This window comes from Pseudomonas sp. 37 R 15 (assembly GCF_900004865.1).
Taxonomy (GTDB): domain Bacteria; phylum Pseudomonadota; class Gammaproteobacteria; order Pseudomonadales; family Pseudomonadaceae; genus Aquipseudomonas; species Aquipseudomonas fluorescens_AM.
The window spans coordinates 185,832-209,356 of record NZ_CVTV01000020.1 but is presented as its reverse complement, the minus strand read 5'-3'; the positions used below and the strand labels follow the sequence as shown (position 1 = coordinate 209,356).

Genomic DNA, 23,525 nt, shown 5'->3' with positions numbered 1-23,525 from the left:
AGACCGCCATGAGCCGCGACAGCCGTTACCTGGAATCCATCCTCCATCACGACATCCCCCTCACTCGGGAAATGGGGCTCAAGGTGCTCGACTGGCAACACGACCAGCTGCAACTGCATCTGCCCTTGCAAGCCAATATCAACCACAAGAGCACCATGTTTGGCGGCAGCCTCTACTGCGGCGCCGTGCTGGCAGGCTGGGGTTGGTTGCACCTGAGACTGCGCGAAGACGGCATTGAAGACGGGCACATCGTGATCCAGGAAGGACAGATCAGTTATCCGTTGCCGGTGACGCAGGATGCGACGGTGATGTGCGCGGCGCCTGAAGAGAAGGTGTGGAAGCGCTTTGTGGCGACCTACAAACGCCATGGCCGGGCGCGGTTGGCGCTGCAGACGTGGGTGGTGAATGAGGGCAGCGAAGACCGCGCCGTAACCTTCACCGGCCAGTACGTCCTGCACCGCTAACCGCCATCACCGAAAACCAATGTGGGAGGGGGCTTGCCCCCGATAGCAGTGTGTCAGGCAACCAACTTCTGACTGTCACACCGCAATCGGGGGCAAGCCCCCTCGCACATTTTTAATTTGCGCAGGGCTTAAGATCTGGCCAGGCTCAACAAGCGTTCGCGCCATGCAGCCTTGGCCGGCAACGCCAGAAAGAACGGGTTCAACAACGATTCCCGCGCCGGGTAGCTGAACGGCTTGCCGCTCAACTCCAGCACCTCGCCCCCCGCCCCTTCCAACACACCTTGCGCCGCCGCCGTGTCCCACTGCGACGTCGGCGCCAGGCGCGGGTAGCAGTCGGCACTGCCTTCGGCCAACAGGCAGAACTTCAAGGAGCTGCCGATATTCGCCAGTTTCAGCTCCCCCAGGCCTTGGCTCAGCCCGTCCAGCAGACGCTCCTGCTCCGGGCTGGTATGGCGGCGGCTGGCAACCACGGTAAAGGCTTCACCCGCAGCCGGAGTCTGGCGCACCTGGATCTGCCTGGGCGCGGCATTCACATCCGAGCGCCAAGCGCCCAGGCCTGCGCCGCCGAAGTAGCAACGACCGCTGGTGGGTATCGAGACCACGCCGAAGACCACACGGCCCTGCTCGATCAAGGCAATATTGACCGTGAACTCTTCACTGCCGCTGATGAATTCCTTGGTGCCATCCAGTGGGTCCACCAGCCACCAACGCTGCCAGCCGGCGCGCACGCTCTGGTCGATGTCGGCGTCTTCTTCAGACAGCACCGGAATGCTCGGGTCCAGCGCCGTGAGACCCGCAAGAATCAGATGGTGCGCGGCCAGATCGGCGGCCGTCACCGGCGAATCATCCGCTTTGCAGGTCACTGCTACATCGGCACGCCAGTACGGCAGGATGACTTCACCGGCCTGGCGAGCCAATTCAATGACAGGCGCGATAAACGGATGGCCGAGGAACAGTTCGCTCATAAGGTGAACACTCCACGCTGGGTCAGCAGGTCTCGTACCAGATACAGCGCGGCCAGCGCCCGGCCCTCGCTGAACTGCTCGTTCTGCGCCAGCGCCGACAGTTCACGCAGGTTGACCCGCTCCACGCGCATAGGCTCGGGTTCATCGCCTTCCAGGCGCTCTTCGTACAGATCAGTGGCCAGCACCACCTGGATTTTCTGGCTCATATAGCCGGGCGACAGCGACAGCTCGGTGATATGTTCCAACTGGCGTGCGCCATAGCCGGCCTCTTCCTTGAGCTCGCGGTCCGCCGCCGCCAGCACATCTTCGCCGGGCTCGATCAGGCCCTTGGGCAAGGACAACTCGTATTCATCGGTGCCACCGCAGTACTCTTCCACCAGCAATGCATGATCTTCGTCGATCATCGCCACGATCATCACTGCGCCGTAACCGGCACCACGGCCCACCAGACGTTCGTAGGTGCGCTCAACGCCATTGGAAAAGCGCAATTGCACTTCCTCCACGCGGAACAAACGGCTACTGGCGACTATTTCGCGGGCGAGGACGGTGGGTTTCTGGCGCATAAACGGCTCCTTGACGTGATCGGGTTACTATACCGTGGCTTTTCCGATTGTCTGTGTCGGATATCTTTACTTACATGAGAACGCCCCATGCCCTCTTTGCCCTGGCACGCCATCGACACCGTCCTGCTGGACATGGACGGCACCTTGCTCGACCTGCATTACGACAACCACTTCTGGATGGAGCACCTGCCGCAACGCTACGCCGAGCTGCACGGCGTGAGCCTGGCCATGGCGCAGATGGAATTGCAGCCGCTGTTCGAGCGTAACGCCGGACAGTTGCAATGGTATTGCCTGGATTTCTGGAGCGCCGAGCTTGCAATCCCGGTGCGCGAACTCAAGCTGGAAACCGCCCACCTGATTGCCCTGCGCCCGGACGCCGATACTTTTCTGGCAGCGATCAAACAGGCCGGCAAGCGCGTGATCATGATCACCAACGCTCATCGCGACTCATTGTCATTGAAGTTGGAGCGCATCGAGTTGGCACCGTACTTCGAACAACTGATCAGCTCCCACGATTACGGTTTTCCCAAGGAGAACCCGCAGTTCTGGGAAGCGCTGCAAGCAGACATCGACTTCGACCCGGCCCGTAGCCTGTTTATCGACGACACCTTGCCGATTCTGCGCAGTGCCAGGGATTTCGGGGTAGGCCATTTGCTGGCAGTCAAAGAGCCTGACAGCCAAAAAGGGCCAAAGGACACTGCAGAATTTGCGGCTGTCGAGGATTACCGCGATCTCATTGTCGGTATCTAAATCTATGTGGGAGGGGGCTTGCCCCCGATAGCGGTACATCAGAAACACATCCAGTGACTGACACACTGCCATCGGGGGCAAGCCCCCTCCCACAGGGTTGTTGTGCGTATTACTCAGGGATACGCAGCGTCTGGCCTGGGTAGATCTTGTCCGGGTGCGACAACATCGGCTTGTTAGCCTCGAAAATCTTGTTGTACTGATTGGCGTTGCCGTACACCGCCAGGGAAATCGCGCTGAGGGTGTCGCCTTTCTTCACCACCACGAAACGCGCAGCGGCAACCGCCGGGCCGGAGACGGTGATCTTGTCTTCAACACTGCCGACACCTGCGATGTTCCCGGCCGCCAGGATGATTTTTTCTTTCTCTTCCTGAGTCGCGACTTCGCCCGTTACGGTGACTTTGTCACCCTCAACGGTGGCCTGCACATTCGGATTTCCAAGGCCGACCTTGGAGATGTGGTCCTTCAACTGCTCACTCGCGTTCGCATTACCCGGCGTCAGCAGATCAATCAATTTCTCGCCTGCTTCCTTAACAAAACTGAAAATACTCATGGTGCGCTCTCCTTGGGTTTAAGTGCCTGATGCCCAAGACTAGACCAGTCCCAGGGATTTGGGTTCCAGGCCATCCCTACCCGCAAACCGAGCCCTGATCGACGCCATCTATCAATACATCAATACTGGCAATTAGACGCGACGCTTTGTCGCGCCTAGTCTGAACACTGATCAATCCGCCGGTGGTAACTGCCTCATGAACGCCAAGCGCCCCACCTGCGCGGCGCCCGCCCTCGAAACGCCAGCGCCCGCCGCCAGCCAGAGCTATCAGTACAGCAATCTCGAACACACCGACGTCGGCCGTACTGCGCTGGCCGAAGAGGTGGCGTTGGCGATTGCCTATAACGACATCAGCCAGGCAGTCATGCTGGTAACACCGACCGACCTGGAAGATTTCATTGTCGGTTTCAGCCTTGGCAGCGGCATCATCAGCGACGTTAGCGACATATACGACCTCAAGCTCAGTGGCGCGGGCTCCGCCCAGTATGCCCAGGTACAGATTTCCAGCCGTGCATTCTGGAACCTCAAGCAGCAGCGCCGCCAATTGGCTGGTACCAGCGGCTGCGGCCTGTGCGGTGTCGAAGCGGTGGAGCAGGCCTTGCCAGACCTTCAGGTGCTGCCCGGCGCGCCCTTGCCACCGGCCGAATGGCTTGATGGCCTGCGCCAGCGCATCAGTGCATTCCAGCCACTGGGCCAGCACAGCGGCGCGGTGCATGCGGCGGTGTTTATGAATGATCAGGGCGAATTGCTGATGGGCCGCGAAGACATCGGCCGGCATAACGCTCTGGATAAATTGATTGGTGCCTTGATCCGCCAAAAGATTCCGACCGACGGCGGCCTGGCGATCGTCACCAGCCGCTGCAGTCTCGAATTGATCCAGAAAGTCCTGCGCGCGGGCATCCAGACCCTGGTCAGCCTGTCGTCGCCCACCGGCCTGGCCCTGCAATGGGCGCGCCGGCATAACCTCAATCTCATCCACCTGCCGCAGAAAAGCGCGCCGCGGGTCTACAGCCCTGCGATGGAGTACCAGCCATGAGCCTTCACCACCAAGCCGACCAGACCCCAACCCCACGCTACAAGCCCTATAAGGGCCCGGCCGGCGGCTGGGGCGCGTTGATCAGCGTGGCGCAAGCCTGGCTGACCAGCGACAACGCGCTGAAAAACCTGCGCATGATGCTCAAGACCAACCAGAACGGCGGCTTCGACTGCCCGGGCTGTGCCTGGGGCGACTCGCCGGAAAGCGGCATGGTCAAGTTCTGCGAAAACGGCGCCAAGGCCGTCAACTGGGAAGCTACCAAGCGCCGCGTGGACGCGGCCTTCTTCGCAAAGCACAGCGTTACCGCGCTGCTGGAACAAAGCGATTACTGGCTCGAATACCAAGGCCGTCTCACCGAGCCCATGCGCTACGACGCCGAGACCGACCGCTACCAGCCCATCAGTTGGGAAGCCGCGTTCGACCTGGTCGGCAAGCACCTCAATGCCCTGCCCAGCCCGGACATGGCCGAGTTCTACACCTCGGGCCGCGCCAGCAACGAAGCCGCCTACCTGTATCAGCTGTTCGTGCGCGCCTACGGCACCAATAACTTCCCGGACTGCTCGAACATGTGCCACGAAGCCAGCGGCGTCGCCCTGGCACAGAGTGTGGGCGTGGGCAAAGGCACCGTGACCTTTGATGACTTCGAACACGCCGACGCGATTTTCGTCTGGGGCCAGAACCCCGGTACCAATCACCCGCGCATGCTTGAGCCGCTGCGCGAAGCAGTGAAACGCGGCGCCCAGGTGGTGTGTATCAACCCCCTGAAAGAACGTGGCCTGGAGCGCTTCCAGCACCCGCAACATCCGCTGGAAATGCTCACTAACGGCGACAAGCCGACCAATACTGCCTATTTTCGCCCGGCGCTGGGCGGCGATATGGCCATCCTGCGCGGCATGGCCAAGTTCCTGCTGCTGTGGGAGCGTCAAGCGCTGGCCGAAGGCAAGGAAGCCGTGTTCGACCATGGCTTCCTCAATGAGCACACCGTTAACGTACTGGACTATCTGGGCCAGATCGATGACACCTCCTGGGAGGAAATCGTCGAGCAGTCCGGCCTGACACTGGTGGAGATCGAGCAAGCCGCGCGCATGTATGCCAAAGGCAAGAACGTGATCATGTGCTGGGCGATGGGCATCACCCAGCACCGTCACTCGGTGCCGACCATCCAGGAAATTGCCAACCTGATGTTGCTGCGTGGCAACATTGGCCGCCCAGGTGCGGGCCTGTGCCCGGTACGCGGCCACAGCAACGTGCAGGGCGACCGCACCATGGGCATCAACGAGCGCCCACCGATGGCGTTCCTCGACTCACTGGAGCGCCGCTTCCAGTTCCAGGTGCCGCGTACCAATGGGCACAACGTGGTCGAAGCCATCCACGCAATGCTCGAAGGTCGCGCCAAGGTGTTTATCGGCCTGGGCGGCAACTTCGCCCAGGCCACGCCCGACAGTACCCGCACCTTCGAGGCGTTACGCAACTGCGACCTGACCGTGCAGATCAGCACCAAGCTCAACCGCAGCCATCTGATGCACGGTAAAGACGCCCTCATCCTGCCGTGCCTGGGCCGTACCGACATCGACATTCAGGCCGACGGCCCGCAAGCGGTGACGGTGGAAGACTCGTTCAGCATGGTCCACGGCTCCAATGGCCAGTTGCAGCCGCTGTCGAAACTGATGAAATCGGAGCCTGCGATCCTGGCCGGCATCGCGGCCGCGACCCTGGGCAGCAAACCGGTGGACTGGAACTGGCTGGTCGCCGACTACGGCCGCATCCGCGACCTGATCGCCGATACCATTCCAGGCTTCAAGGACTTCAACGAGAAGATCAAACATCCCGGCGGCTTCTATCTGGGCAATTCCGCTGGCGCACGCCGCTGGAACACCCCATCGGGCCGCGCCAACTTCCGGCCGAACGTCCTGCCCAAGGACCTGATTCACGAGCGCACCCATGCCACAGGGCGGGTGCCGGACCTGATCATGCAGTCGATGCGCTCCCACGATCAGTACAACACCACGATCTATGGCCTGGACGACCGTTATCGTGGGGTCAAGGGGCAACGGGATGTGCTGTTCGTCAACGAAGCCGACATCATCCGCCTGGGCTTCAAGCCGGGGCAAAAGGCAGACATCATCTCGTTGTGGGAAGACGGCCGTGAACGCCGTGTGAAAGGCTTTACCCTGCTGGCGTTCGATATTCCGGCCGGGCAGGCGGCGGCTTACTATCCGGAAGTGAACCCTCTGGTGCCATTGGAAAGCACGGGCGACGGGAGCCATACGCCAACGTCGAAGTTCGTCGCGATTCGTTTGGAAGCAGCGAGTGACACTGGCTTGATCATGGCGCGCTCGGCCTGATTCGGTTCGGCAGACAAGCCACCGTCCATACTTGAAATGCATTTCAAATGTGGGAGCGGCTTGCCCGCGAAGAGGCCAGCATCCTCAACACACATTTTACGGGCACAAAAAAAGGCCGCTTTTACATAAAAGCGGCCATTGCTAAGTAACTAAAGACTCGTAAAAACAACTTAAGTTCCCTATACAAAACAGTAACTTAGCAAATTGTATACAACTGCTGCCACCGGTCGGATTTCGATTGTCAGCGTCTCGATACAACCTCAGGATCGCGCCGTCATCCCCTTGAGGTTTCCCTGAATGAAGTTCTCCTCGATTCTCTTGTTGTCCCTTGGCCTGGTCAGTGGCGCAGCCATGGCCGGTGGCACCACCGAAGCCGGTGTGGGCGGCGCATTGGGCGGGGTGCTAGGCTCGGTCGTCGGCCAGCAGTTGGGCGGCAACACCGGTTCGGCCATTGGCGCCGCGCTGGGCGGCGCGGGCGGTAGTGCGGTCGGCGCCGACAAGCGCAGCCGTGGCGAAGCCGCCATTGGCGGCGCACTGGGCGCAGCCGGCGGCAACGTGGTAGGCCGCAGTGTCGGCGGCGGCACCGGTGCACTGATCGGCTCGGCGGCCGGCGGTGGCGCAGGTGGCGCACTGGGCAACTACATGGGCAACAAGAGCGATGACGATGACCGCCGTTACCGTGGCCGTGACGACCGTCGCTACTACCGCGATGATCACCCGGGCCGCGGTCATGCCTATGGTCATCGCAAGAACAAGCACAAGCGCCATCATCGCTATGATGACTAAGGCCTGACGAAAATCCCATGTGGGAGGGGGCTTGCCCCCTCCCACATTTGGTTCTGCAGCGTTTGCGGGACCGAGTCAGGCTACCAACCGCTGCAACGCCTCGCGCAACAGCCCCGAAATCGTCACCGGCTGGTTCGACGCTCTATCCACAAACACATGCACAAAGCGCCCCGCCGCGCAGGCCTCTTGCTCGCCAGCCTTGAACACCGCCAGCTCATACTGCACCGAACTGTTGCCCAGCTTGCCCACCCGCAAGCCGATTTCGACGCGCTCGGGAAAAGCGATCGACGCAAAATAATCACACGCCGAACTCACCACAAACCCAACCACTTCACCGTCATGGATATCCAACCCGCCTTGTTCGATCAGGTAAGTATTCACCGCCGTGTCGAAGAAGCTGTAGTAGGTCACATTGTTCACATGGCCATACACATCGTTATCGTGCCAGCGCGTGAGGATCGGCTGGAAGTGGGGGTAATCGGCACGTTGTGGCACTGAGTCAGGCATGGGCACCTCGGGTGAAAGTGGGTTTACAGCTCATTCAAATGGGCCTCGGCCCACTCGCGTACATCGGCGTAGGGGTAGTCCTCCAGTGCGGCGAAACCGGGAATGCCCCGCGCCTTCAACTTGGTGAACAACGGCACGCTGATCCCGCCCAGAAAGCGCGTCAGCCGTTCCGCACCCGGTAATTGGCCGGTGTGCTCATGATGCCTGTGGATAAAATCACCGCACAGGCCCATGAAGTTTTTATCCACAAGCGGCGGCAAGCTCGGCGGCGCCGGCAAGTGCGCGACATGCCCGTGGCACACCGAGCAGTGCCCACAACGCTGCGGCGCGTTTTCATCGCCAAAATACTGCGCCAGACGTTGCCCAAGGCAGCGCTCGGTGGCAAACAGATCGAGCATGGCGTGAATTCGCGCCACCTCCGTCACCTCGTGTTGCTTGAAGCCTGTGTATAACGCGGTGCTCAGCACCTGTGCGTCGAAATCGGTATTCAGCAAGCTGTAAACCTCGGTCATCTGCTTGCTTTCCAGTTCGATCAGGCCCTGCTCCTGGAAGTAATCCAGCGCCTTCACCACCCGGTTGCGCTCGGCATTGTGCTGCTGATACAGCGCGTCGAAATCCACCGTTGCCCAGGTTTTTGCACGCTTGCACACCTGGATGATCGCCGCGACAAATTGCTGCCGCTCGCCGGAGAAACGCGCGAGCAAGGCCTCGGGTTCGATCAGGTACTTGAAACGGTATTCGGCATAAAACGCGTAGCGCGGCGCGATCACGCCCTTGAGCTCCAACTGAACCAGCAGCGTCTTCAACGGCAGCTCGCGAATATTGCTGTGGTCCGACAAAGACCTCAGCAAAAACTCCCACTGGCCCTCGCCCCGTGCGGCTTGCAACTCCTCCAGCACTCGACGGATACCCTCCTGCTCCGGCGTATCGCCGTACACGAAGTTCTCCAGCACATTGAGGCTGTCGCGGTTGGCCAGCACCAGGCAGTCGGAGGGCCGCCCATCACGACCGGCCCGGCCGATTTCCTGGCTGTAGTTCTCGATGGATTTGGGCAGGTCGAAGTGCACAACGTTGCGGATGTCACTTTTGTCGATGCCCATGCCAAACGCGATGGTGGCGACGATGCAATTGGAGCGCCCGCCCATGAAACGCTGCTGGATGCCCTCGCGTTTATCGTGGGGCAGACCGGCGTGATACGCCTCGGCCTGGATGCCATTGCGGTTCAGGTGCTCGGCAATCTGCTCGGCGGTTTTCTGCAGGGTGACGTACACGATGCTCGGCTGGTCGGCCCGCTCGCTCATCCATTGCACAAGGCGACGGCGCTTGTCCGCGCCGCTCACCGGCTCCACCAGCAAGTTGAGGTTGGGCCGGTAGAAGCCGGTGGTAATCACGTCCTGCGGCGCAATCGCAAACTTGCCCTGCATATCGGCAATCACGCTGGGAGTCGCGGTGGCCGTCAGCAGCAGCGCCTGCGGGATCTTGAACTGGCGCTGGTAGTCCGGCAGCTTCAGATAGTCCGGACGAAAGTTGTGGCCCCATTCGGAAATGCAGTGCGCCTCATCCACCACCAGCAAGGAGATCTGCACGCTTTGCAGGAAGTTTCGAAAGCGCTCGTTCTTCAAGCGCTCCACTGAAATCATCAGGATTTTCAGCTCGCCCGAACGCGCACGGGCCATCACATCGTTGGCATCATCACGGCTCTGGGCCGAATCGATACTGCCCGCTGAAATACCGTGGCGCTTGAGGAAACCCAACTGGTCCTGCATCAACGCCAACAGCGGCGACACCACCAGCGTCAGGTGCGGCAGCAGTACGGCTGAAAGTTGATAACACAGCGACTTGCCGGACCCGGTCGGGAAAATCGCAGCCGCCGAGCGACCGGCCAATACGGCGCTGACCGCTTCTTCCTGGCCAGGGCGAAACTGCGGATAACCAAAGACCTGCTGGAGGGTGTCGTGCATAGGCTGTCACTCCATTGACCGTTGAACGTGGCTTAAAAACGTAGCCCAGTAAGTTCAGCGAATCGAGAAAGGTCGCATGGAAAAAAGAGACAGGATGATACACAGGCTGGGAGATGGCCCAGGGCCGAAGTAGGAATATTCCAAAGTAATAGCAGGAAAACACAGATCCAAATGTGGGAGCGGGCTTGCTCGCGAAGGCGGTGATCAGTCAGCATATTTGATACTGACGGACCGCGTTCGCGAGCAGGCCCGCTCCCACAGTTTAGAGCTTCACTCAGGCAGGATCAGCGATTCTGCACCCGCTCGATCGCCGTGTCGTACACCGGATTGGCTTTCTGTTCCTTGGCCAACTGGTAGTGACGCAACGCATCGGCAAACTGCCCTGCCGCTTCGTAGATCCGTGCAATGTTGTAGTAGGCACCCGCGCGTACGGTTGCCGCATTGGCACCCGTCGCCAGGGCAATGGCCTTGCGGTTGGCCCAGATCGACTCCGCGGTATTGCCTGCCTTCTGATATGCCAGGCCCAGATTGCCGTAGGCCTTGCCGAAGCAATTGTCCAACTCGATGGCCTGGCGGAACAGGTCGATGGCCTGGTCAAGGTTCCCGGCCTGATAGGCCGCTTCGCCTTGAACGTTCAGACGCTTGGCATCGGTTTGGGCCGAAGAGCTGACCGCGACAGCCGCCACCGCAACACTGTCATCCAGTAACGGTTTGACTTCATTGAGCACATTCGCAGCATCCACCATCACGCCGTTGAAGGTGTTGATGTCCTGGAAGTCGCCGCTGCCGGTCATGCGAAACACGGTCCACAGGTTACCGCTGCGGTTTTTCGGCACGTAGTAGGTGCGCACCAGGGATTGGCCCATGTACACAAACACCTTGGCTTCACTGTTGGACAACTGGCGCGAACCTGGATTGCCGCCGTTGCTGTAGTCATGCACGGCGTAAACGTAGCTTTCGCCGTAGTGCTTCTTCTGCAGGGTGATGGTTTCCGGGCCGTAGCTGTCGGTGTCGTCCACGTCCAGCTCGGCGTCGGTGCCAGTCTTGTTCTCGAAGTAGATATTGTTGCCGGGGAAGATCATATGGGAGTCGAGATCGTCCGGCGTCTGGCCCCAGGTCAGCACCACGCGCAGACCATCGAGGTTTTCCATGACCGGGCTGACGGCATAGGTCATGCCCTTGCACGGGCATTTCACCACCAGGTTGGAGTAGCCCGGTTTCTTGATGATCAATAGATTGCTGGCGTCGTCAGCCGCCTCGCTGGTCAGCGTCACCTGCCCCTGGGCGTTGGTGCGGCCTACAACGTTCTGCGCACCGTTGCGTTGCAACAGCACCTCGGCATCGGCGATCTTCTGGTCCTTGACCACCGCGCTGAGCACCTCGATCGGCAACTGCTCGGCCTGGATCGAAAAAGCCACCGCACACAATGACATCGCCGAAGCGACACGAAGCAAACCCATGCTTAACTCCCTTTAAGTAGAAGGCGGAATCGCCCTACAAGATTTTGCGGTGAAACATACGCTGAATTCAGCGCGCTGGCGGATTTTTTATAAGGAATGTGACGTGGTTTTTATCCTGCCTTTCCCTTGATGCATTGCGCTACAATCAAAGCCTTGCTAACCAGGAGTACGCTGCAATGAGCGAACTGACTTTTGAGCAAAAACAGGATCACTATCACAAGATCCGCCGTTCCAATTACCTGGCCAGCCTGCGCCTGGAAGGGTTCGACACCCAACCGGCCGACGTCGACAAACCCTTGCCGACCCGCGAAGCCGTGCTTGCCAAGTACCGCAATACCCCGCGCTGATGCTCGACAAATACGGGGTGGGCCAGGACCCATACTGCTACCCCGGTAGCAGCGTCCTGTGCAACCGCCTCGATTTGCTTGACGAAACCAGCCTGCACGAGGCGGAGCGGGAATTATCTGAAATCGCCGCAGGTAATCTCGCCCTCTTCCCGCCGCCTTATGACCTCAACCGCTTGCAACACATCCACCGCATCCTGTTCGGCGACATTTACGACTGGGCCGGCGAACTGCGCAGCGTCAACCTCCAGAAAGGTGACACCCTTTTCTGTACCCCAGAACGCATCCTGCCGGAAGCTGCGAAGATCATTCGGCGTATGGAGGAAGCAAACTGGTTTATCGCCATTAGCCAGGCCGAACTGGTAAAGCAGGTTGCCGAGGCTTACGGCGACCTCAACGTCATTCACCCCTTCCGCGAAGGCAACGGCAGAGCGCAACGGATTTTGTTTGAACAAATCATCGTAAATGCCGGATTTTCGGTGAACTGGTGGCTGGTGAAACACGCGTCGTGGGTACCCGCGAATATTGATGCGGTGGCGTGTGATTATCGGGGGTTGGAGGCGATTTTTGAGCGGTGTATCAGCAAGCCTGTCAGTGGGTGATTGCATCACGAACGATTAAACCATCTGTTTATTGCCCAATAACACACTCACTTCTAAGGTTCGTTCCGTCGCTGCCAAATCAGCGACCGGGTTTGGTCACCCAGAAAACAGCACACATAAGTGCCATTGTCTGCTCTGCGTACGTCTATCGTCTCGTATTGCAGTGCTATGGCGGCTGTGTGGGGGACGTCTTCGGACGTGCCGGTGCTGTTTCCGGTTGGCCAACCCGCGCACAGTCCGCCACCCACCGTTTGGCCACGGTGATGTCGGTTACCTAACAGCAAACCGAGTACCTCCAAATGCAAACACCTGAAACGATGGAGCGCTATCGTCAGCTACGCACCAACTTCACCGACACCCACCCACTTCTTATCGACACCGAAGCCAACGCCGAAGACATCCAGTCCGCCGCCCATCAACGCATCCGCGCAGCCACGGACTTGCTCGAAACTTTCTCCTGCCTGACCTTCGAACACGCCGACCTCAAAGACATTTCACACATTATCAATGCCCTGTACCTGCTCGTTCAGGACGGCTGTGATTTGCTGGAAGCCGCGCAACACGTACAACTGCAACCTGAACAAGCGCAAATCTAAGCAACGCCCTATGTAGGGGCGAGCTTGCTCGCGAAAATCGTCAACGATGACGCGGTAAATCAGAAAGAACGCGGCGTCCTTGAGTTTTTCGCGAGCAAGCTCGCTCATACAATTGAGCAGTTTCGCCTGTTAAATCACTGCCAAGCCATAAATGCCGGAGTCCACTGTAGGAAACCACCAAACGTTGCGCCATCCCTTTCCCAAACTGCTTCAAATACCCGCCCAACCCTCTATAGAAGTTACGCGTAGCTGAATGAAAATAGCGCGGTCTCAACTGCTCGGCAGAACCCCGTGAACATCGAAAGGACTCAACACATTGGCCACTATGGCGTCATCTTCACAGTGATTCGCTTCACTGTTTTACCTGAAAATCGCCACGCCTTGGTCGACCTATGCCCGCTGGAAGCAGGAGACTCCGCAAACGAGGTACGCAATCACCTCAGGGATCTTTACGAAAAAATGCTTGCCCGTGACTTGCCCTGCAAAATAACAGTCGCGATTTCAAAGCCGCTGAGTCGACAGCAGGCAGACTTGCTTAACACACGAGGGGAAATCCTTGCAGGGTTGATAGGCAGCGCTTTGGCAGCGCCTGTCAGCTTGGTATCTCGACCCATCGGAGGCATCGTAGGGACGACCGCCAGCCTGATAGTCAAAGGGATCATTCGCAGCTATCACGCCGGCGATGTCATTATCGGTCTCGACGCGCAGGTCAACGGCGGTATCGGCCCTCAGCGATCACTGTCGGCCATGGTCCGACAGTTTCAGGGTGGCTAATACGATGACCGATTACACCCAGTGGATCAATCTGCTGTTCCTCCTTGTACTCGCTGCAATAATTGAGAGGACAATAAAGCTGTCAGTACTCAGAAAATGGCTTGGACTTTGCCTTCTTATAACGGGACCAGCGCTTCTGTTCCATGCCACCAATTGGATCAAAGAAACGCACCTGGAAAGCCTGCCGATAGTTGCCCTTGTGACAGGAATCGGGTTATTGAGCACCCAGAATCTTTATTGCAAAGCACAAAACACTCACCCTTTATTCATAGCCGCAACCATGAACCTCGCCCCCGACTTCCCCGAAGACCCCGTCATGCAGCAGCTCCTGCAATTGCTGCACGAAGAAATTGGCCTGCCGAAGCACAGGACCATCCGCCTGCAAACCTCACTCAACTTCGACCTGGGCTGTGATGGCAGTGAGGCCAAGCAGCTGATGGAAGCGCTGGAGCAGGAGTTTGCGCTCGACCTGGGCGACTTCGACACTTATCGCTACTTCAACCCGCCGGTGTTTGATGTGTTTCTCAAGCGTCGAGCCAAGGGGCGTGGCGAAAAAGTACCGCTGACCATCGGTATGCTTTATTTGGCGATCAAGACCCATAGCTGGGATACGCAAACACTGGAAAACCTGAGCTGACCTGAAGTACACCGAGAATCAAGTGTGGGAGGGGGCTCGCCCCCGATAGCAGTGTGTCAGGCGGCCCACCTTTGACTGGGACACCGCAATCGGGGGCAAGCCCCCTCCCACATGGGATCTGCGCAAATCCGGCGAGTGGGATACAACCTGTCGCGCACAAAAAAGCCGCCCACGAGGGGCGGCGTTTTCACAACTTAGGAATCTTACAACTTAGGCCCGGCAGCCTTGATCGCATCACTCACTTCAAACTTCTTGAAGTTCTCGACGAACAACCCGGCCAGCGCCTTCGCTGCTTCATCGTAGGCCGCCTGGTCAGCCCAGGTGTTGCGTGGGTTCAACAGGCCGGTCTCAACGCCCGGTACGGCCAATGGCACGTCGAGGTTGATGGTGTCGAGGTGCTCAGTCTCGGCACCGATCAACGCGCCGCTCTGGATCGCTGCGATGACGCCGCGAGTGGTCGGGATGTTGAAGCGTTTGCCGACACCGTAGCCGCCGCCGGTCCAGCCGGTGTTGACCAGGTAGACCTTGGAGCCGAAGCCGCGGATGCGCTTGATCAACAGCTCAGCGTATTCACCGGCCGGGCGTGGGAAGAACGGTGCGCCGAAGCAGGTGGAGAAGGTCGACTTGATGCCGCTGCCCGAACCCATTTCGGTCGAGCCCACCAGTGCGGTGTAGCCGGACAGGAAGTGGTAGGCCGCTTGTTCTTCGCTGAGGATCGACACGGGCGGCAGTACACCGGTCAGGTCGCAGGTCAGGAAGATCACCGCGTTGGGCTCGCCGCCCAGGTTCTTCTCGGAACGCTTGGCAACGTGCTCCAGCGGGTAGGCAGCGCGGCTGTTCTGGGTCAGGCTGACATTGGTGTAATCAGCATGCCCGGCCTCGTCGATGACGACGTTTTCCAGCACGGCGCCGTGCTTGATGGCCTTCCAGATAACCGGCTCGTTCTTCTCGGACAGGTCGATGCACTTGGCATAGCAACCGCCTTCGATGTTGAACACCACGCCTTCGCCCCAACCGTGTTCGTCGTCACCGATCAGGTAACGGCTTTCGTCGGCGGACAGGGTAGTTTTACCGGTGCCCGACAGGCCGAAGAACAGGGTGACGTCGCCGGCTTCGCCGATGTTGGCGGCGCAGTGCATCGGCAGCACATCGGAGGCCGGCAGCAGGAAGTTCTGCACCGAGAACATGGCTTTCTTCATTTCACCGGCGTAACGCATGCCGGCGATCAGCACTTTTTTCTGGGCGAAATTGAGGATCACGCAACCGTCGGAGTTGGTGCCGTCACGCTCTGGCACGCACTCGAAGTTGGCCACGTTGAGCACTTGCCACTCGTCACGACCGGCCGGGTTGTACTGGGCCGGGTTGATGAACAGGCAACGACCGAACAGGTTCTGCCAGGCAGTCTGGGTGGTCATTTTCACGGCCAGGTAGTGGTCTTCGGAAGCCCCTACGTGAACGTGGGAAACGAAGTGCTCTTGCGCGTTGTTGAACGCTTCGACGCGAGCCCACAGGGCATCGAACTTGTCGGCCGGGAACTTGCGGTTGATCGGGCCCCAGGCGATTGCGTCCTGGGTAGTAGGCTCTTCAACGATGAAGCGGTCGACCGGCGAACGGCCGGTGCGGTGACCGGTTTCTACGACCAGCGCGCCAGTATCGGCAAGCACGCCTTCACCGCGTTGCAGGGCTTCTTTGACCAGATCGTCAACACTCAGATCGGTGTATACGGCGTTATTGGCTTGCGTCATGAGGTTCCCCGTCGGCCTATGGCCGAGTGCTCCAAACGTTTTGTAGTAGAAAGTTGCGCACTACTACCGCGAAAAAAGTGGGCCGGATTATGCCAGAAAAGCCCAAAAAGAGTAGGGCCCTCCCGTCAGAACGCCTCTAATCCGGCATTTGGCAGGTGATTTACCTGTGCTTAAACGTTTTAGTGACGGGTGTCGGAAGGGGTGTCGCTGCCTGCACCGGCGAATAATTGAGCAACATCGGCGGCATCGAACAGATAACGCTCGTTGCAGAACTGGCAGTCGATCTCGATATGGCCACCGTGTTCCACCACCAGATTTTGCGCATCTTCCAGGCCAAGGCTGACCAGGGCGTTGGCGGAACGCTCGCGGGAGCAGCTGCAATTGAAGCGCAGGGACTGCTCGTCGAACAGGCGCACCGCTTCTTCGTGGTACAGGCGATGCAGGATGGTCTCGTTGTCCAGGCCCAGCAATTCTTCAGCAGTCAGGGTGCCAGCCAGGGCGGTCAGCTTGCGCCAGCTATCGGTGCGCTCATCCTCGTCCTTGATACGGTCAGCCGGCAACTGCTGCAACAACAGGCCGCGAGCGCGCTTGCCGTTGGCGTTGAGCCAGAACTTGGTGCCAACCTGCTGGGACATGACGAAATAGTTGGTAAAGCAGTCCGACAGGGTCTCGCCGTCCAGATCAACGATGCCCTGGTAGCGCTGGCCCTCGGTCGGGTCAACGGTGATCGCCAGCACGCCATCGGCCATCAGCTCGGAAAATGTCGCGTCCGGGGTGATCCGGTCGACGTCATAGCGAGCCAGGCCACGGATTTCGCGCTCGCTGGAACACTCGATCATCAGCATCGGGATCGGACCTTCGGAACGCGCCTGCAGGATCAGCAAGCCATCGAATTTCATCGTGCCCACCAGCAGCGCAGCCGCCGCCATCAACTCACCGAGCAATTGCGCGACCGGCTCCGGATACGCGTGTTTGGCAAGGACTTCGGCATAGCTGAGCTCCAACGAGACCAGCTCGCCGCGGGCGTCGTTCTCGTCAAAGATAAAGCGTTGGGTGAAGTCGGTGTCCGGTAGATCAGTCATAGGTCTGGGTATCTGAAGTGATGACAAAATGATTACAACGTTTATAAAATTAAACGCTTTAGCACCACATTGGTGCGATTTCTCCTGAAACAAGGAGCCAACGAGCGATGAGGGACAGTTTATGAACAATCCGGGTTTGTTCCAAGCGAACTGGAACCTCCGGCGATGGGCTCTTTGCAATCTAGTCGCTATCGGGCTGCTGTGTTTCTGGCTGTGGCCCACGGGCCAGATGCTGTGTGTGATTTTCGACGAGTGGCTGTTTCACCTGCTCAATGGCCCGCTGGCCAGCAACTCCACCTGGCTGCACGTGTGGGCTGTGGCGAGCCTGCGGCCATTCGACGCGATCGTCGGGGTGATTCTGCTGGCCCTGCTGATTCGCGGCGACTGGGTATTCAAGGCCGTACAGGTGCGCCAGGCGTTCTTTGGTTTCCTCGGGATTCTGCTGCTGTTGCTGTTTATCCGCATGCTGTTTTCCAAGCTCGCGGCGCACATGGGTTGGCAGCACAGCAGCCCGTCGATGGTGATCGATGGCGCGATTCAGATGAGCGATTTTTTTCCCGGACTGGAGAAAACCTGGGAATTGAAAGACCGTTCGAGCCAGAGCTTCCCCGGCGATCATGCTTCGGTGTTGTTGATCTGGGCGATGTTCATGACGGTCTTCGCCAGACGCATCGGGCAAATCCTGGTGATCTGGGGCCTGGCGCTGTTGTTCATGATGCCGCGGCTGGTGGCGGGCGCGCATTGGGGGCAGGACGATTACATCGGCGGGGTATTGCTGGCGCTGTTGGCCCTGGGCTGGGGTTACTACACGCCGTTTGCGGCGAAGGTGTCGGGGTTTCTGTTGCGGGTAACAGCGCCGGTGTTCGGGTTGCTTGGCAAACTGCCGGTGATCGGGCGCTTGAGCGTCATGCGCACGAATCCTTAACGACGCAGACCAAATGTGGGAGGGGGCTTGCTCCCGATAGCAGTGGGTCAATCAGCTGATCTGTGGCTGACACTGCGCAATCGGGGGCAAGCCCCCTCCCACATTTTTGATCTCCTTATGGATGGAGATTGTGCAATCAATCATCATTGCCGCTGCCGCGGAATTTGAACAGATCGCGACGCTGCTTCTTGCTCGGCTTGCCGTCGGTGGTCAGGCCTGAAGCCCCCGCCTTGCGCATGGCTGCGGCATTTTCACGCTTGGCAATACTGGCTTCGGTTTCCGCGTACAACGTCTGCGCTTCAGGCGCGCCACGGCGCACGATAGAGAGCGCTTGCACCACGACAGTCTTTTCATCAAACCCTGTACGAATCTGAAACTCATCGCCGACGCGCGGTTCCTTCCCCGGCTTGCAGCGCTCGCCGCGATGGTGCACCTTGCCGCTCTCGATGGCGGCCTTGGCCAGGGCACGGGTCTTGTAGAAACGCGCGGCCCACAGCCACTTGTCCAAACGGACTTTTTCTTCCTCTTCCTGCTTTTGAGCCACTTGAATTCCTCGCTCTGAAAAATGTCGCAACCTTACCGTTGAAACCCTTCGACGCATTAACCCCAAGGCTCACCTAAGATACGCCAGGTAGCACCCTGTTTTCGCGAGGATACGCCGTGACCGACTTTCCCGTTTCACTCACCTCGCCCAACCAGCGGTGCGTGGGTTGCCAGCAAAGCGAGCCGCTGGGGTTCGATTTTGCTTTCGCCTACCAGCCTATCGTAGACCTGCGTGACCGTTCGATATTTGCCAATGAAGCCTTGGTGCGCGGCACTCAGGGAGAAGGCGCGTTGTCGGTGCTGGCACATGTCAACGAAACCAATCGCTACCGCTTCGACCAGCGCTGCCGCACCCAGGCCATTGCCGGCGCTGCCGCCTTGGGCATGCAAACGTATCTTTCCATTAACTTCATGCCCAATGCCGTCTACCGTCCCGAATTGTGTATCCGCAGCACCCTAGAGGCCGCCCGCGCGCACAATTTCCCGCTGGACCGCCTGATTTTCGAGACCCTGGAAAGCGAGCATGTAGATAACTATCGCCATTTGACGAATATTCTGCGTGAATACCGCGAATTCGGTTTCAAGACCGCCATCGACGATTTCGGCGCGGGCTATTCGGGGCTGAATCTGCTGGCCGATTTCCAACCTGATCTGATCAAGCTCGACATGGCGCTGATTCGCGATGTCGACCAAGACCGTGTCCGCCAGGTGATCGTCCGGGGGATTGTCACAATCTGTGAGCAGTTGGGGGTTACTGTCATCGCCGAAGGCATCGAAAGTGCCGGCGAGCGAGACTTCCTCTCCGACTGTGGAATATTTCTAATGCAAGGCTACTGGTTCGCCAAGCCCGCATTCAATGCCCTGGCCAAGGTTGCACCTCAAGCCTGGGCAAAATGACGGTAACCCTATTTGAAGACATTTGACCATTTGACCGTTGTGGGTCTGCGTGAGTGGGTGGCCCTTCCCGACCTGGGAGTGGCGGGCCTGCGCGCCAAGATCGACACCGGTGCCAGCACCTCGAGCCTGCACGCCACCGAGATCGAGCCGTTCGAGCGCGACGGCGAGAAGTGGGTGCGCTTTACCGCGCACCTGGGCAGCGTGGTGCAATTGCGCCACCGGCGTTGCGAAGCGCCCCTGGTGACGATGAAAACCATCAAGAGCTCCAACGGCCATGCGCAGGTGCGCTACGTGATCAGCACCACCCTGGCGTTGGGCGATCGGGTATGGCGAGTGGAATTCACCCTGGCCTGCCGCAAAGCCATGCGTTACCGCCTGTTGCTGGGCTCCAAGGCGCTGATTGACGGCCAGTTGGTCGTCAGCCCGGCCGTAAAATACGTACAAGACAAGCCGGTGTTCCCGGTCTCCACTATTTCTGCCCCAGGTGCTGCATGAAGATTGCTGTGCTGTCGCGAAACCCGCGTCTGTATTCCACCCGCCGCCTGGTCGAGGCCGGCACCGAACGTGGCCATGAAATGGTGGTGATCGACACGTTGCGGGCCTACATGAACATTGCCAGCCACAAGCCGCAGATCCACTACCGTGGCAAACCGCTGGAAGGCTTTGATGCGGTGATCCCACGCATCGGCGCCTCGGTGACCTTCTATGGCTGCGCGGTACTGCGCCAGTTTGAAATGATGGGCGTTTTCCCGCTGAACGAGTCCGTGGCCATCGCACGTTCGCGGGACAAGCTGCGCTCGCTGCAACTGCTGTCGCGCCGGGGTATTGGCCTGCCGGTGACCGGCTTCGCCCACTCCCCGGATGACATCCCCGACCTGATCGAAATGGTCAATGGCGCGCCGCTGGTGATCAAGGTGCTCGAAGGCACCCAGGGCATCGGCGTGGTGTTGTGCGAAACGGCAACGGCCGCGGAGTCGGTGATCGAGGCGTTCATGGGCCTCAAGCAGAACATCATGGTGCAGGAGTACATCAAGGAAGCGGGCGGTGCGGATATCCGCTGCTTCGTGGTGGGCGACAAGGTGATTGCCGCCATGAAACGCCAGGCCAAGCCGGGCGAGTTTCGCTCCAACCTGCACCGTGGCGGCAGCGCCAGCCTGATCAAGATTACCCCGGAGGAGCGCATGACCGCACTGCGTGCGGCCAAGGTCATGGGGTTGGCCGTGGCAGGTGTGGATATCCTGCGCTCCAATCATGGCCCCCTGGTCATGGAGGTCAACTCATCGCCGGGCCTGGAAGGGATCGAGACCACCACCGGCAAGGATGTGGCGGGAATTATCATTCAGCACCTGGAAAAAAATGGCGGGCCGAATATGACTCGGACCAAGGGCAAGGGCTAAAAAGCAGCTATGAGCTTCAAGCTATCAGCTGCAAGAAAGGGCAAACACAGCCTGCCTTACTCTTGCAGCTTTTAGCTTGAAGCTTGAAGCTTGAAGCTTATGGCTGCTTCTATACCGCATCTCTAGGCAACATCAACCCAAGCGGCAAGCGCACCCGAGCTTCCAGCCCGCCCCCTTCACGGTTGCGCAACTCAACATTGCCGCCATGCATCGAAGCAATCCGCCGCACAATCGCCAACCCCAAACCGGTACCTTTACCGCCTCGGGCGCGGTCGCCACGGGTAAACGGGTTGAAGATGGCTTCGAGTTCAGCCGGGTCGATACCCGTGCCGCGATCCATCACGCTCAGCACGACATAGGGCGCTGCGCTGTCACCCGACACGTACGCCGCCACCTCCACATCCGAACCGGCATGATGCAAGGCGTTGCCGATCAGGTTGTTCAACAGGCGCTTCATCGACACCCTGCGCAAGGCAAACGGCTGAATCGGCTCCAGACGCATGCGCACCTGCTCACCGCTCTGGTTGTAGGGCGCGACCACTTCACGTACCAGATCGGTCAGGTCAACCTCCTCCACAACCTCATCACGCCCATCACGGATGAACGCCAGGAACTGGTCAAGAATCGCGTCCATATCCTCGATGTCACGCACCATGTCATCGGTGAGGTCGGTAGGGTTGCCCATCAACTCCAGGGACAAGCGTAATCGCGTCAACGGCGTGCGCAGGTCATGGGACACCCCCGCCAGCATCAGTTCGCGCTCGCGTCCGGCCTGCTCGACATCCTCCGCCATCTGGTTGAATGCGCCGTAAACCTCGGTCATCTCACTGGGTGTATCGCTGACCGGCAGGCGCACGCTGCGCCCCTGGCCCAGTTGGCGGGCGGCAAATACCAGGCGCTTGAGCGGTTGGTTGAGCTGGCGCACAAAAATCCATGCGGACGCGGTTGAAAGCAGGCCGATGGCGAGGAACCAGCCCAATACGTTCCAGATTTTTTGCCCGCGCAACGGATGCGGATACAGCGGGACCTTGATCCAGGCATCGCCCAGACTGGGCGCCCTCACCCACAGCGCAGGCGAAACGTGCATGCGCAGCCGCACCTCGGTGTCGTCACCCAGCTCCGCCTGCATCTGGCGCTGGTAGATCTCACTGTAGGGCCAATGCTGCTCGCCCTCAGGCACGCCGGCACCATCGACCCGGATCAGCGTTGAGGCCTTGGCTACCTTTTCACGGTTCTCGGGGTCGACGGCCCAGTAGGCACGCAACGTCAAGGCGACGCCGTGGCTGTACTGCCGATCCACCAGCACATCCTCGTTCATCAACAGATAAACCAGGGTGAGTGCCTTGGAAAACAGAACGACGATCAGCACCAGCCAGAGGGTGCGGGAAAAGAAACTTTGCGGGAACCACAGCGGGGTTTTCATAGGAGACAGCTAGACACCTTGCAGGAACGAGCGGCGCTCGCAGAATTGCAGACGCCGAGCACCCCGTCGACCCTCATGGAATCAAACGCCGGATGCCCGTCCCTGCAAATCATCGGTCACTTGGTTGCGGTGCCATCCGGCACAAACACATAACCCACACCCCACACCGTCTGGATATACCGCGGCTTGGAAGGGTCCGGCTCGATCATCCGGCGCAGTCGGGAGATCTGCACGTCAATGGAGCGCTCCAGGGCGTCCCATTCGCGGCCACGGGCCAGGTTCATCAGCTTGTCGCGGGTCAGCGGCTGGCGAGCGTTCATCACCAGGGCCTTGAGCACCGCGAATTCGCCGGTGGTGAGCATGTGCACTTCGTCGCCACGCTTGAGCTCGCGGGTCGCCAGGGACAACTCGTAGTCGCCGAAGGTCACGCTTTCGTCTTCGCTGCCTGGCGCACCCGGTACCGGCGGTGCCTGGCGACGCAATACGGCCTTGACCCGCGCCATCAACTCGTCTGGGTTGAACGGCTTGGCCAGGTAGTCATCGGCGCCCAGTTCGAGGCCCTTGATGCGACTCAGCTCATCGCCCTTGGCAGTGAGCATGATGATCGGGATCTGGTTGTTCGCGCCACGCAGACGCTTGCAGGCGGTCAGGCCGTCTTCGCCAGGCAACATCAGGTCGAGCACGACCAGATTGAACACTTCGCGCCCCAACAGGCGGTCCATCTGCTCGGTGTTCGGCACCGCGCGCGCCCGGTAGCCTTTGGAGTTGAAAAAACGCTCCAGCAGGCTGCTCAGCCCCGGATCGTCGTCAACGATGAGAATTTTTTCGCCTTCAGCAGTTTGTGCAGTGCTGCTCATTAGATGCTCCTCTTATCTCGGCGCGCATTATGGCCTAGCTGCCGTTATACGCACCGTGTGCATTGTTAGCAGATTTTTCCTCTACTACCAGCTAAGCCGTGTCCTACAACCAGCGGCGCAGTAGCCCCGAAGGGCAGAACGCTGGTTATAATGCGGCGCCTTCGTGCAGGGCAACGTCAGATCGTTACCGTTTACTGCCGGGCTTTTTTTTACCCGCTTGTCGTGTTTTTTCGATTTCGAGGGTCAATAGGCTGCCTCTTGACCCAGGCAGCGGTGCCGGTCGGGCCGCTCAACCAGCCTCGCAAGGCCTTGTTTT

Annotated in this window: 25 protein-coding genes; 14 read left to right on the top strand and 11 right to left on the bottom strand. The window is 59.3% G+C overall.

Going from position 1 to position 23,525, the window contains the following annotated elements:
• The first annotated feature begins 8 nt into the window (after nucleotides 1-8).
• Nucleotides 9-464 carry a thioesterase domain-containing protein gene (locus BFQ04_RS06185; RefSeq protein ID WP_065950181.1) on the top strand — a complete coding sequence of 152 codons (456 nt, stop codon included), beginning with the start codon at nucleotides 9-11 and terminating at the stop codon, nucleotides 462-464.
• 128 nt (nucleotides 465-592) lie between these two features.
• Here BFQ04_RS06185 and cysQ read toward each other — a convergent pair whose 3' ends face one another.
• Both cysQ and nudE read right to left on the bottom strand, forming a co-directional pair.
• A complete protein-coding gene (gene cysQ, locus BFQ04_RS06180) occupies nucleotides 593-1,429 on the bottom strand; it encodes a 3'(2'),5'-bisphosphate nucleotidase CysQ (protein WP_065950044.1) in 837 nt (278 codons plus the stop codon).
• Complete coding sequence (nudE, locus tag BFQ04_RS06175; protein ID WP_065883206.1) at nucleotides 1,426-1,992, bottom strand: ADP compounds hydrolase NudE; 567 nt, start codon at nucleotides 1,990-1,992, stop codon at nucleotides 1,426-1,428. Before nudE ends, cysQ begins: the two co-directional genes overlap by 4 nt.
• An 87-nt stretch (nucleotides 1,993-2,079) precedes the next feature.
• Here nudE and yrfG point away from each other — a divergent pair, with 87 nt between their 5' ends.
• Nucleotides 2,080-2,742 carry a GMP/IMP nucleotidase gene (gene yrfG / locus BFQ04_RS06170; protein ID WP_065950043.1) on the top strand — a complete coding sequence of 221 codons (663 nt, stop codon included), beginning with the start codon at nucleotides 2,080-2,082 and terminating at the stop codon, nucleotides 2,740-2,742.
• Between the two features lie 109 nt (nucleotides 2,743-2,851).
• Here the strand turns inward: yrfG and lysM are convergent, their stop codons facing one another.
• A complete protein-coding gene (gene lysM, locus BFQ04_RS06165; RefSeq protein ID WP_065950042.1) occupies nucleotides 2,852-3,292 on the bottom strand; it encodes a peptidoglycan-binding protein LysM in 441 nt (146 codons plus the stop codon).
• A gap of 196 nt (nucleotides 3,293-3,488) precedes the next feature.
• On the opposite strand from lysM, the gene fdhD reads away from it, so the two are divergent.
• From fdhD to BFQ04_RS06150, 3 genes are all read left to right on the top strand, one after another.
• Nucleotides 3,489-4,328, top strand: coding sequence for a formate dehydrogenase accessory sulfurtransferase FdhD (gene fdhD / locus BFQ04_RS06160; protein ID WP_065950041.1), 840 nt, complete (start codon nucleotides 3,489-3,491; stop codon nucleotides 4,326-4,328).
• Entirely contained in the window at nucleotides 4,325-6,673 is a 2,349-nt protein-coding gene (locus tag BFQ04_RS06155; protein ID WP_065950040.1) for an FdhF/YdeP family oxidoreductase, read from the top strand. Before fdhD ends, BFQ04_RS06155 begins: the two co-directional genes overlap by 4 nt.
• Nucleotides 6,674-6,970: 297 nt before the next feature.
• Nucleotides 6,971-7,459, top strand: a complete 489-nt coding sequence (locus BFQ04_RS06150; RefSeq protein WP_065950039.1) for a YMGG-like glycine zipper-containing protein — start codon at nucleotides 6,971-6,973, stop codon at nucleotides 7,457-7,459.
• Between the two features lie 75 nt (nucleotides 7,460-7,534).
• Here the strand turns inward: BFQ04_RS06150 and BFQ04_RS06145 are convergent, their stop codons facing one another.
• The 3 genes from BFQ04_RS06145 to BFQ04_RS06135 form a co-directional block, all read right to left on the bottom strand.
• Nucleotides 7,535-7,966, bottom strand: coding sequence for an acyl-CoA thioesterase (locus tag BFQ04_RS06145; protein WP_065950038.1), 432 nt, complete (start codon nucleotides 7,964-7,966; stop codon nucleotides 7,535-7,537).
• Nucleotides 7,967-7,989: 23 nt separating this feature from the next.
• Nucleotides 7,990-9,927: a RecQ family ATP-dependent DNA helicase gene (locus BFQ04_RS06140; protein WP_065950037.1), complete on the bottom strand. Its 1,938-nt coding sequence runs from the start codon at nucleotides 9,925-9,927 to the stop codon at nucleotides 7,990-7,992.
• Nucleotides 9,928-10,211: 284 nt separating this feature from the next.
• Complete coding sequence (locus BFQ04_RS06135) at nucleotides 10,212-11,387, bottom strand: tetratricopeptide repeat protein (protein ID WP_065950036.1); 1,176 nt, start codon at nucleotides 11,385-11,387, stop codon at nucleotides 10,212-10,214.
• A gap of 176 nt (nucleotides 11,388-11,563) precedes the next feature.
• Here BFQ04_RS06135 and BFQ04_RS28330 point away from each other — a divergent pair, with 176 nt between their 5' ends.
• The 5 genes from BFQ04_RS28330 to BFQ04_RS29925 all read left to right on the top strand — a co-directional run bounded on the left by BFQ04_RS28330 (nucleotide 11,564) and on the right by BFQ04_RS29925 (nucleotide 14,340).
• The gene (locus BFQ04_RS28330; protein WP_003236014.1) at nucleotides 11,564-11,734 is read left to right on the top strand and encodes a YhfG family protein; all 171 of its coding nucleotides are present in this window, start codon (nucleotides 11,564-11,566) and stop codon (nucleotides 11,732-11,734) included.
• Nucleotides 11,734-12,333 carry a putative adenosine monophosphate-protein transferase Fic gene (locus BFQ04_RS06130; protein ID WP_065933407.1) on the top strand — a complete coding sequence of 200 codons (600 nt, stop codon included), beginning with the start codon at nucleotides 11,734-11,736 and terminating at the stop codon, nucleotides 12,331-12,333. Before BFQ04_RS28330 ends, BFQ04_RS06130 begins: the two co-directional genes overlap by 1 nt.
• A 299-nt stretch (nucleotides 12,334-12,632) precedes the next feature.
• Nucleotides 12,633-12,929: a hypothetical protein gene (locus tag BFQ04_RS06125; protein ID WP_065933408.1), complete on the top strand. Its 297-nt coding sequence runs from the start codon at nucleotides 12,633-12,635 to the stop codon at nucleotides 12,927-12,929.
• 291 nt (nucleotides 12,930-13,220) lie between these two features.
• Nucleotides 13,221-13,703 (top strand): hypothetical protein, encoded by a 483-nt coding sequence (locus BFQ04_RS06120; protein ID WP_065933409.1) that lies wholly within the window; start codon nucleotides 13,221-13,223, stop codon nucleotides 13,701-13,703.
• Between the two features lie 4 nt (nucleotides 13,704-13,707).
• Entirely contained in the window at nucleotides 13,708-14,340 is a 633-nt protein-coding gene (locus tag BFQ04_RS29925) for a DUF1493 family protein (protein WP_232790543.1), read from the top strand.
• Nucleotides 14,341-14,543: 203 nt separating this feature from the next.
• On the opposite strand, the gene BFQ04_RS06110 is transcribed toward BFQ04_RS29925, so the two are convergent.
• A complete protein-coding gene (locus BFQ04_RS06110) occupies nucleotides 14,544-16,085 on the bottom strand; it encodes a phosphoenolpyruvate carboxykinase (protein ID WP_065950034.1) in 1,542 nt (513 codons plus the stop codon).
• A 179-nt stretch (nucleotides 16,086-16,264) separates the two neighbouring features.
• Nucleotides 16,265-17,167, bottom strand: coding sequence for an Hsp33 family molecular chaperone HslO (gene hslO, locus BFQ04_RS06105; protein ID WP_065884633.1), 903 nt, complete (start codon nucleotides 17,165-17,167; stop codon nucleotides 16,265-16,267).
• A gap of 121 nt (nucleotides 17,168-17,288) precedes the next feature.
• Between hslO and BFQ04_RS06100 the strand changes: the two genes are divergently transcribed.
• Nucleotides 17,289-18,092 carry a phosphatase PAP2 family protein gene (locus BFQ04_RS06100; protein WP_065950033.1) on the top strand — a complete coding sequence of 268 codons (804 nt, stop codon included), beginning with the start codon at nucleotides 17,289-17,291 and terminating at the stop codon, nucleotides 18,090-18,092.
• Between the two features lie 136 nt (nucleotides 18,093-18,228).
• On the opposite strand, the gene BFQ04_RS06095 is transcribed toward BFQ04_RS06100, so the two are convergent.
• Entirely contained in the window at nucleotides 18,229-18,636 is a 408-nt protein-coding gene (locus BFQ04_RS06095) for an RNA-binding S4 domain-containing protein (RefSeq protein WP_065950032.1), read from the bottom strand.
• A 116-nt stretch (nucleotides 18,637-18,752) separates the two neighbouring features.
• Here BFQ04_RS06095 and BFQ04_RS06090 point away from each other — a divergent pair, with 116 nt between their 5' ends.
• The 3 genes from BFQ04_RS06090 to rimK are packed head-to-tail and all read left to right on the top strand — an operon-like array spanning nucleotide 18,753 to nucleotide 20,929.
• Nucleotides 18,753-19,532 (top strand): S6 modification regulatory phosphodiesterase RimA, encoded by a 780-nt coding sequence (locus BFQ04_RS06090; protein WP_065950031.1) that lies wholly within the window; start codon nucleotides 18,753-18,755, stop codon nucleotides 19,530-19,532.
• Between the two features lie 45 nt (nucleotides 19,533-19,577).
• Nucleotides 19,578-20,027 carry a retropepsin-like aspartic endopeptidase RimB gene (locus BFQ04_RS06085; RefSeq protein ID WP_170827547.1) on the top strand — a complete coding sequence of 150 codons (450 nt, stop codon included), beginning with the start codon at nucleotides 19,578-19,580 and terminating at the stop codon, nucleotides 20,025-20,027.
• Nucleotides 20,024-20,929, top strand: coding sequence for a 30S ribosomal protein S6--L-glutamate ligase (rimK, locus tag BFQ04_RS06080; RefSeq protein WP_003171022.1), 906 nt, complete (start codon nucleotides 20,024-20,026; stop codon nucleotides 20,927-20,929). Before BFQ04_RS06085 ends, rimK begins: the two co-directional genes overlap by 4 nt.
• A gap of 109 nt (nucleotides 20,930-21,038) precedes the next feature.
• Here rimK and BFQ04_RS06075 read toward each other — a convergent pair whose 3' ends face one another.
• Together BFQ04_RS06075 and ompR are read right to left on the bottom strand one after the other, a co-directional pair.
• Entirely contained in the window at nucleotides 21,039-22,352 is a 1,314-nt protein-coding gene (locus tag BFQ04_RS06075) for an ATP-binding protein (protein WP_065950030.1), read from the bottom strand.
• Between the two features lie 116 nt (nucleotides 22,353-22,468).
• Nucleotides 22,469-23,209 (bottom strand): osmolarity response regulator transcription factor OmpR, encoded by a 741-nt coding sequence (gene ompR, locus BFQ04_RS06070; protein WP_015373500.1) that lies wholly within the window; start codon nucleotides 23,207-23,209, stop codon nucleotides 22,469-22,471.
• Nucleotides 23,210-23,525 lie beyond the last annotated feature (316 nt).

Excerpts from the sequence above, each read along its gene's own strand:
- BFQ04_RS06185 (WP_065950181.1), top strand. The coding sequence starts at position 9 with ATGAGCCGCGACAGCCGTTACCTGGAATCCATCCTCCATCACGACATC.
- cysQ (WP_065950044.1), bottom strand. The coding sequence starts at position 1,429 with ATGAGCGAACTGTTCCTCGGCCATCCGTTTATCGCGCCTGTCATTGAA.
- nudE (WP_065883206.1), bottom strand. The coding sequence starts at position 1,992 with ATGCGCCAGAAACCCACCGTCCTCGCCCGCGAAATAGTCGCCAGTAGC.
- yrfG (WP_065950043.1), top strand. The coding sequence starts at position 2,080 with ATGCCCTCTTTGCCCTGGCACGCCATCGACACCGTCCTGCTGGACATG.
- lysM (WP_065950042.1), bottom strand. The coding sequence starts at position 3,292 with ATGAGTATTTTCAGTTTTGTTAAGGAAGCAGGCGAGAAATTGATTGAT.
- fdhD (WP_065950041.1), top strand. The coding sequence starts at position 3,489 with ATGAACGCCAAGCGCCCCACCTGCGCGGCGCCCGCCCTCGAAACGCCA.
- BFQ04_RS06155 (WP_065950040.1), top strand. The coding sequence starts at position 4,325 with ATGAGCCTTCACCACCAAGCCGACCAGACCCCAACCCCACGCTACAAG.
- BFQ04_RS06150 (WP_065950039.1), top strand. The coding sequence starts at position 6,971 with ATGAAGTTCTCCTCGATTCTCTTGTTGTCCCTTGGCCTGGTCAGTGGC.
- BFQ04_RS06145 (WP_065950038.1), bottom strand. The coding sequence starts at position 7,966 with ATGCCTGACTCAGTGCCACAACGTGCCGATTACCCCCACTTCCAGCCG.
- BFQ04_RS06140 (WP_065950037.1), bottom strand. The coding sequence starts at position 9,927 with ATGCACGACACCCTCCAGCAGGTCTTTGGTTATCCGCAGTTTCGCCCT.
- BFQ04_RS06135 (WP_065950036.1), bottom strand. The coding sequence starts at position 11,387 with ATGGGTTTGCTTCGTGTCGCTTCGGCGATGTCATTGTGTGCGGTGGCT.
- BFQ04_RS28330 (WP_003236014.1), top strand. The coding sequence starts at position 11,564 with ATGAGCGAACTGACTTTTGAGCAAAAACAGGATCACTATCACAAGATC.
- BFQ04_RS06130 (WP_065933407.1), top strand. The coding sequence starts at position 11,734 with ATGCTCGACAAATACGGGGTGGGCCAGGACCCATACTGCTACCCCGGT.
- BFQ04_RS06125 (WP_065933408.1), top strand. The coding sequence starts at position 12,633 with ATGCAAACACCTGAAACGATGGAGCGCTATCGTCAGCTACGCACCAAC.
- BFQ04_RS29925 (WP_232790543.1), top strand. The coding sequence starts at position 13,708 with ATGACCGATTACACCCAGTGGATCAATCTGCTGTTCCTCCTTGTACTC.
- BFQ04_RS06110 (WP_065950034.1), bottom strand. The coding sequence starts at position 16,085 with ATGACGCAAGCCAATAACGCCGTATACACCGATCTGAGTGTTGACGAT.
- hslO (WP_065884633.1), bottom strand. The coding sequence starts at position 17,167 with ATGACTGATCTACCGGACACCGACTTCACCCAACGCTTTATCTTTGAC.
- BFQ04_RS06100 (WP_065950033.1), top strand. The coding sequence starts at position 17,289 with ATGAACAATCCGGGTTTGTTCCAAGCGAACTGGAACCTCCGGCGATGG.
- rimK (WP_003171022.1), top strand. The coding sequence starts at position 20,024 with ATGAAGATTGCTGTGCTGTCGCGAAACCCGCGTCTGTATTCCACCCGC.
- BFQ04_RS06075 (WP_065950030.1), bottom strand. The coding sequence starts at position 22,352 with ATGAAAACCCCGCTGTGGTTCCCGCAAAGTTTCTTTTCCCGCACCCTC.
- ompR (WP_015373500.1), bottom strand. The coding sequence starts at position 23,209 with ATGAGCAGCACTGCACAAACTGCTGAAGGCGAAAAAATTCTCATCGTT.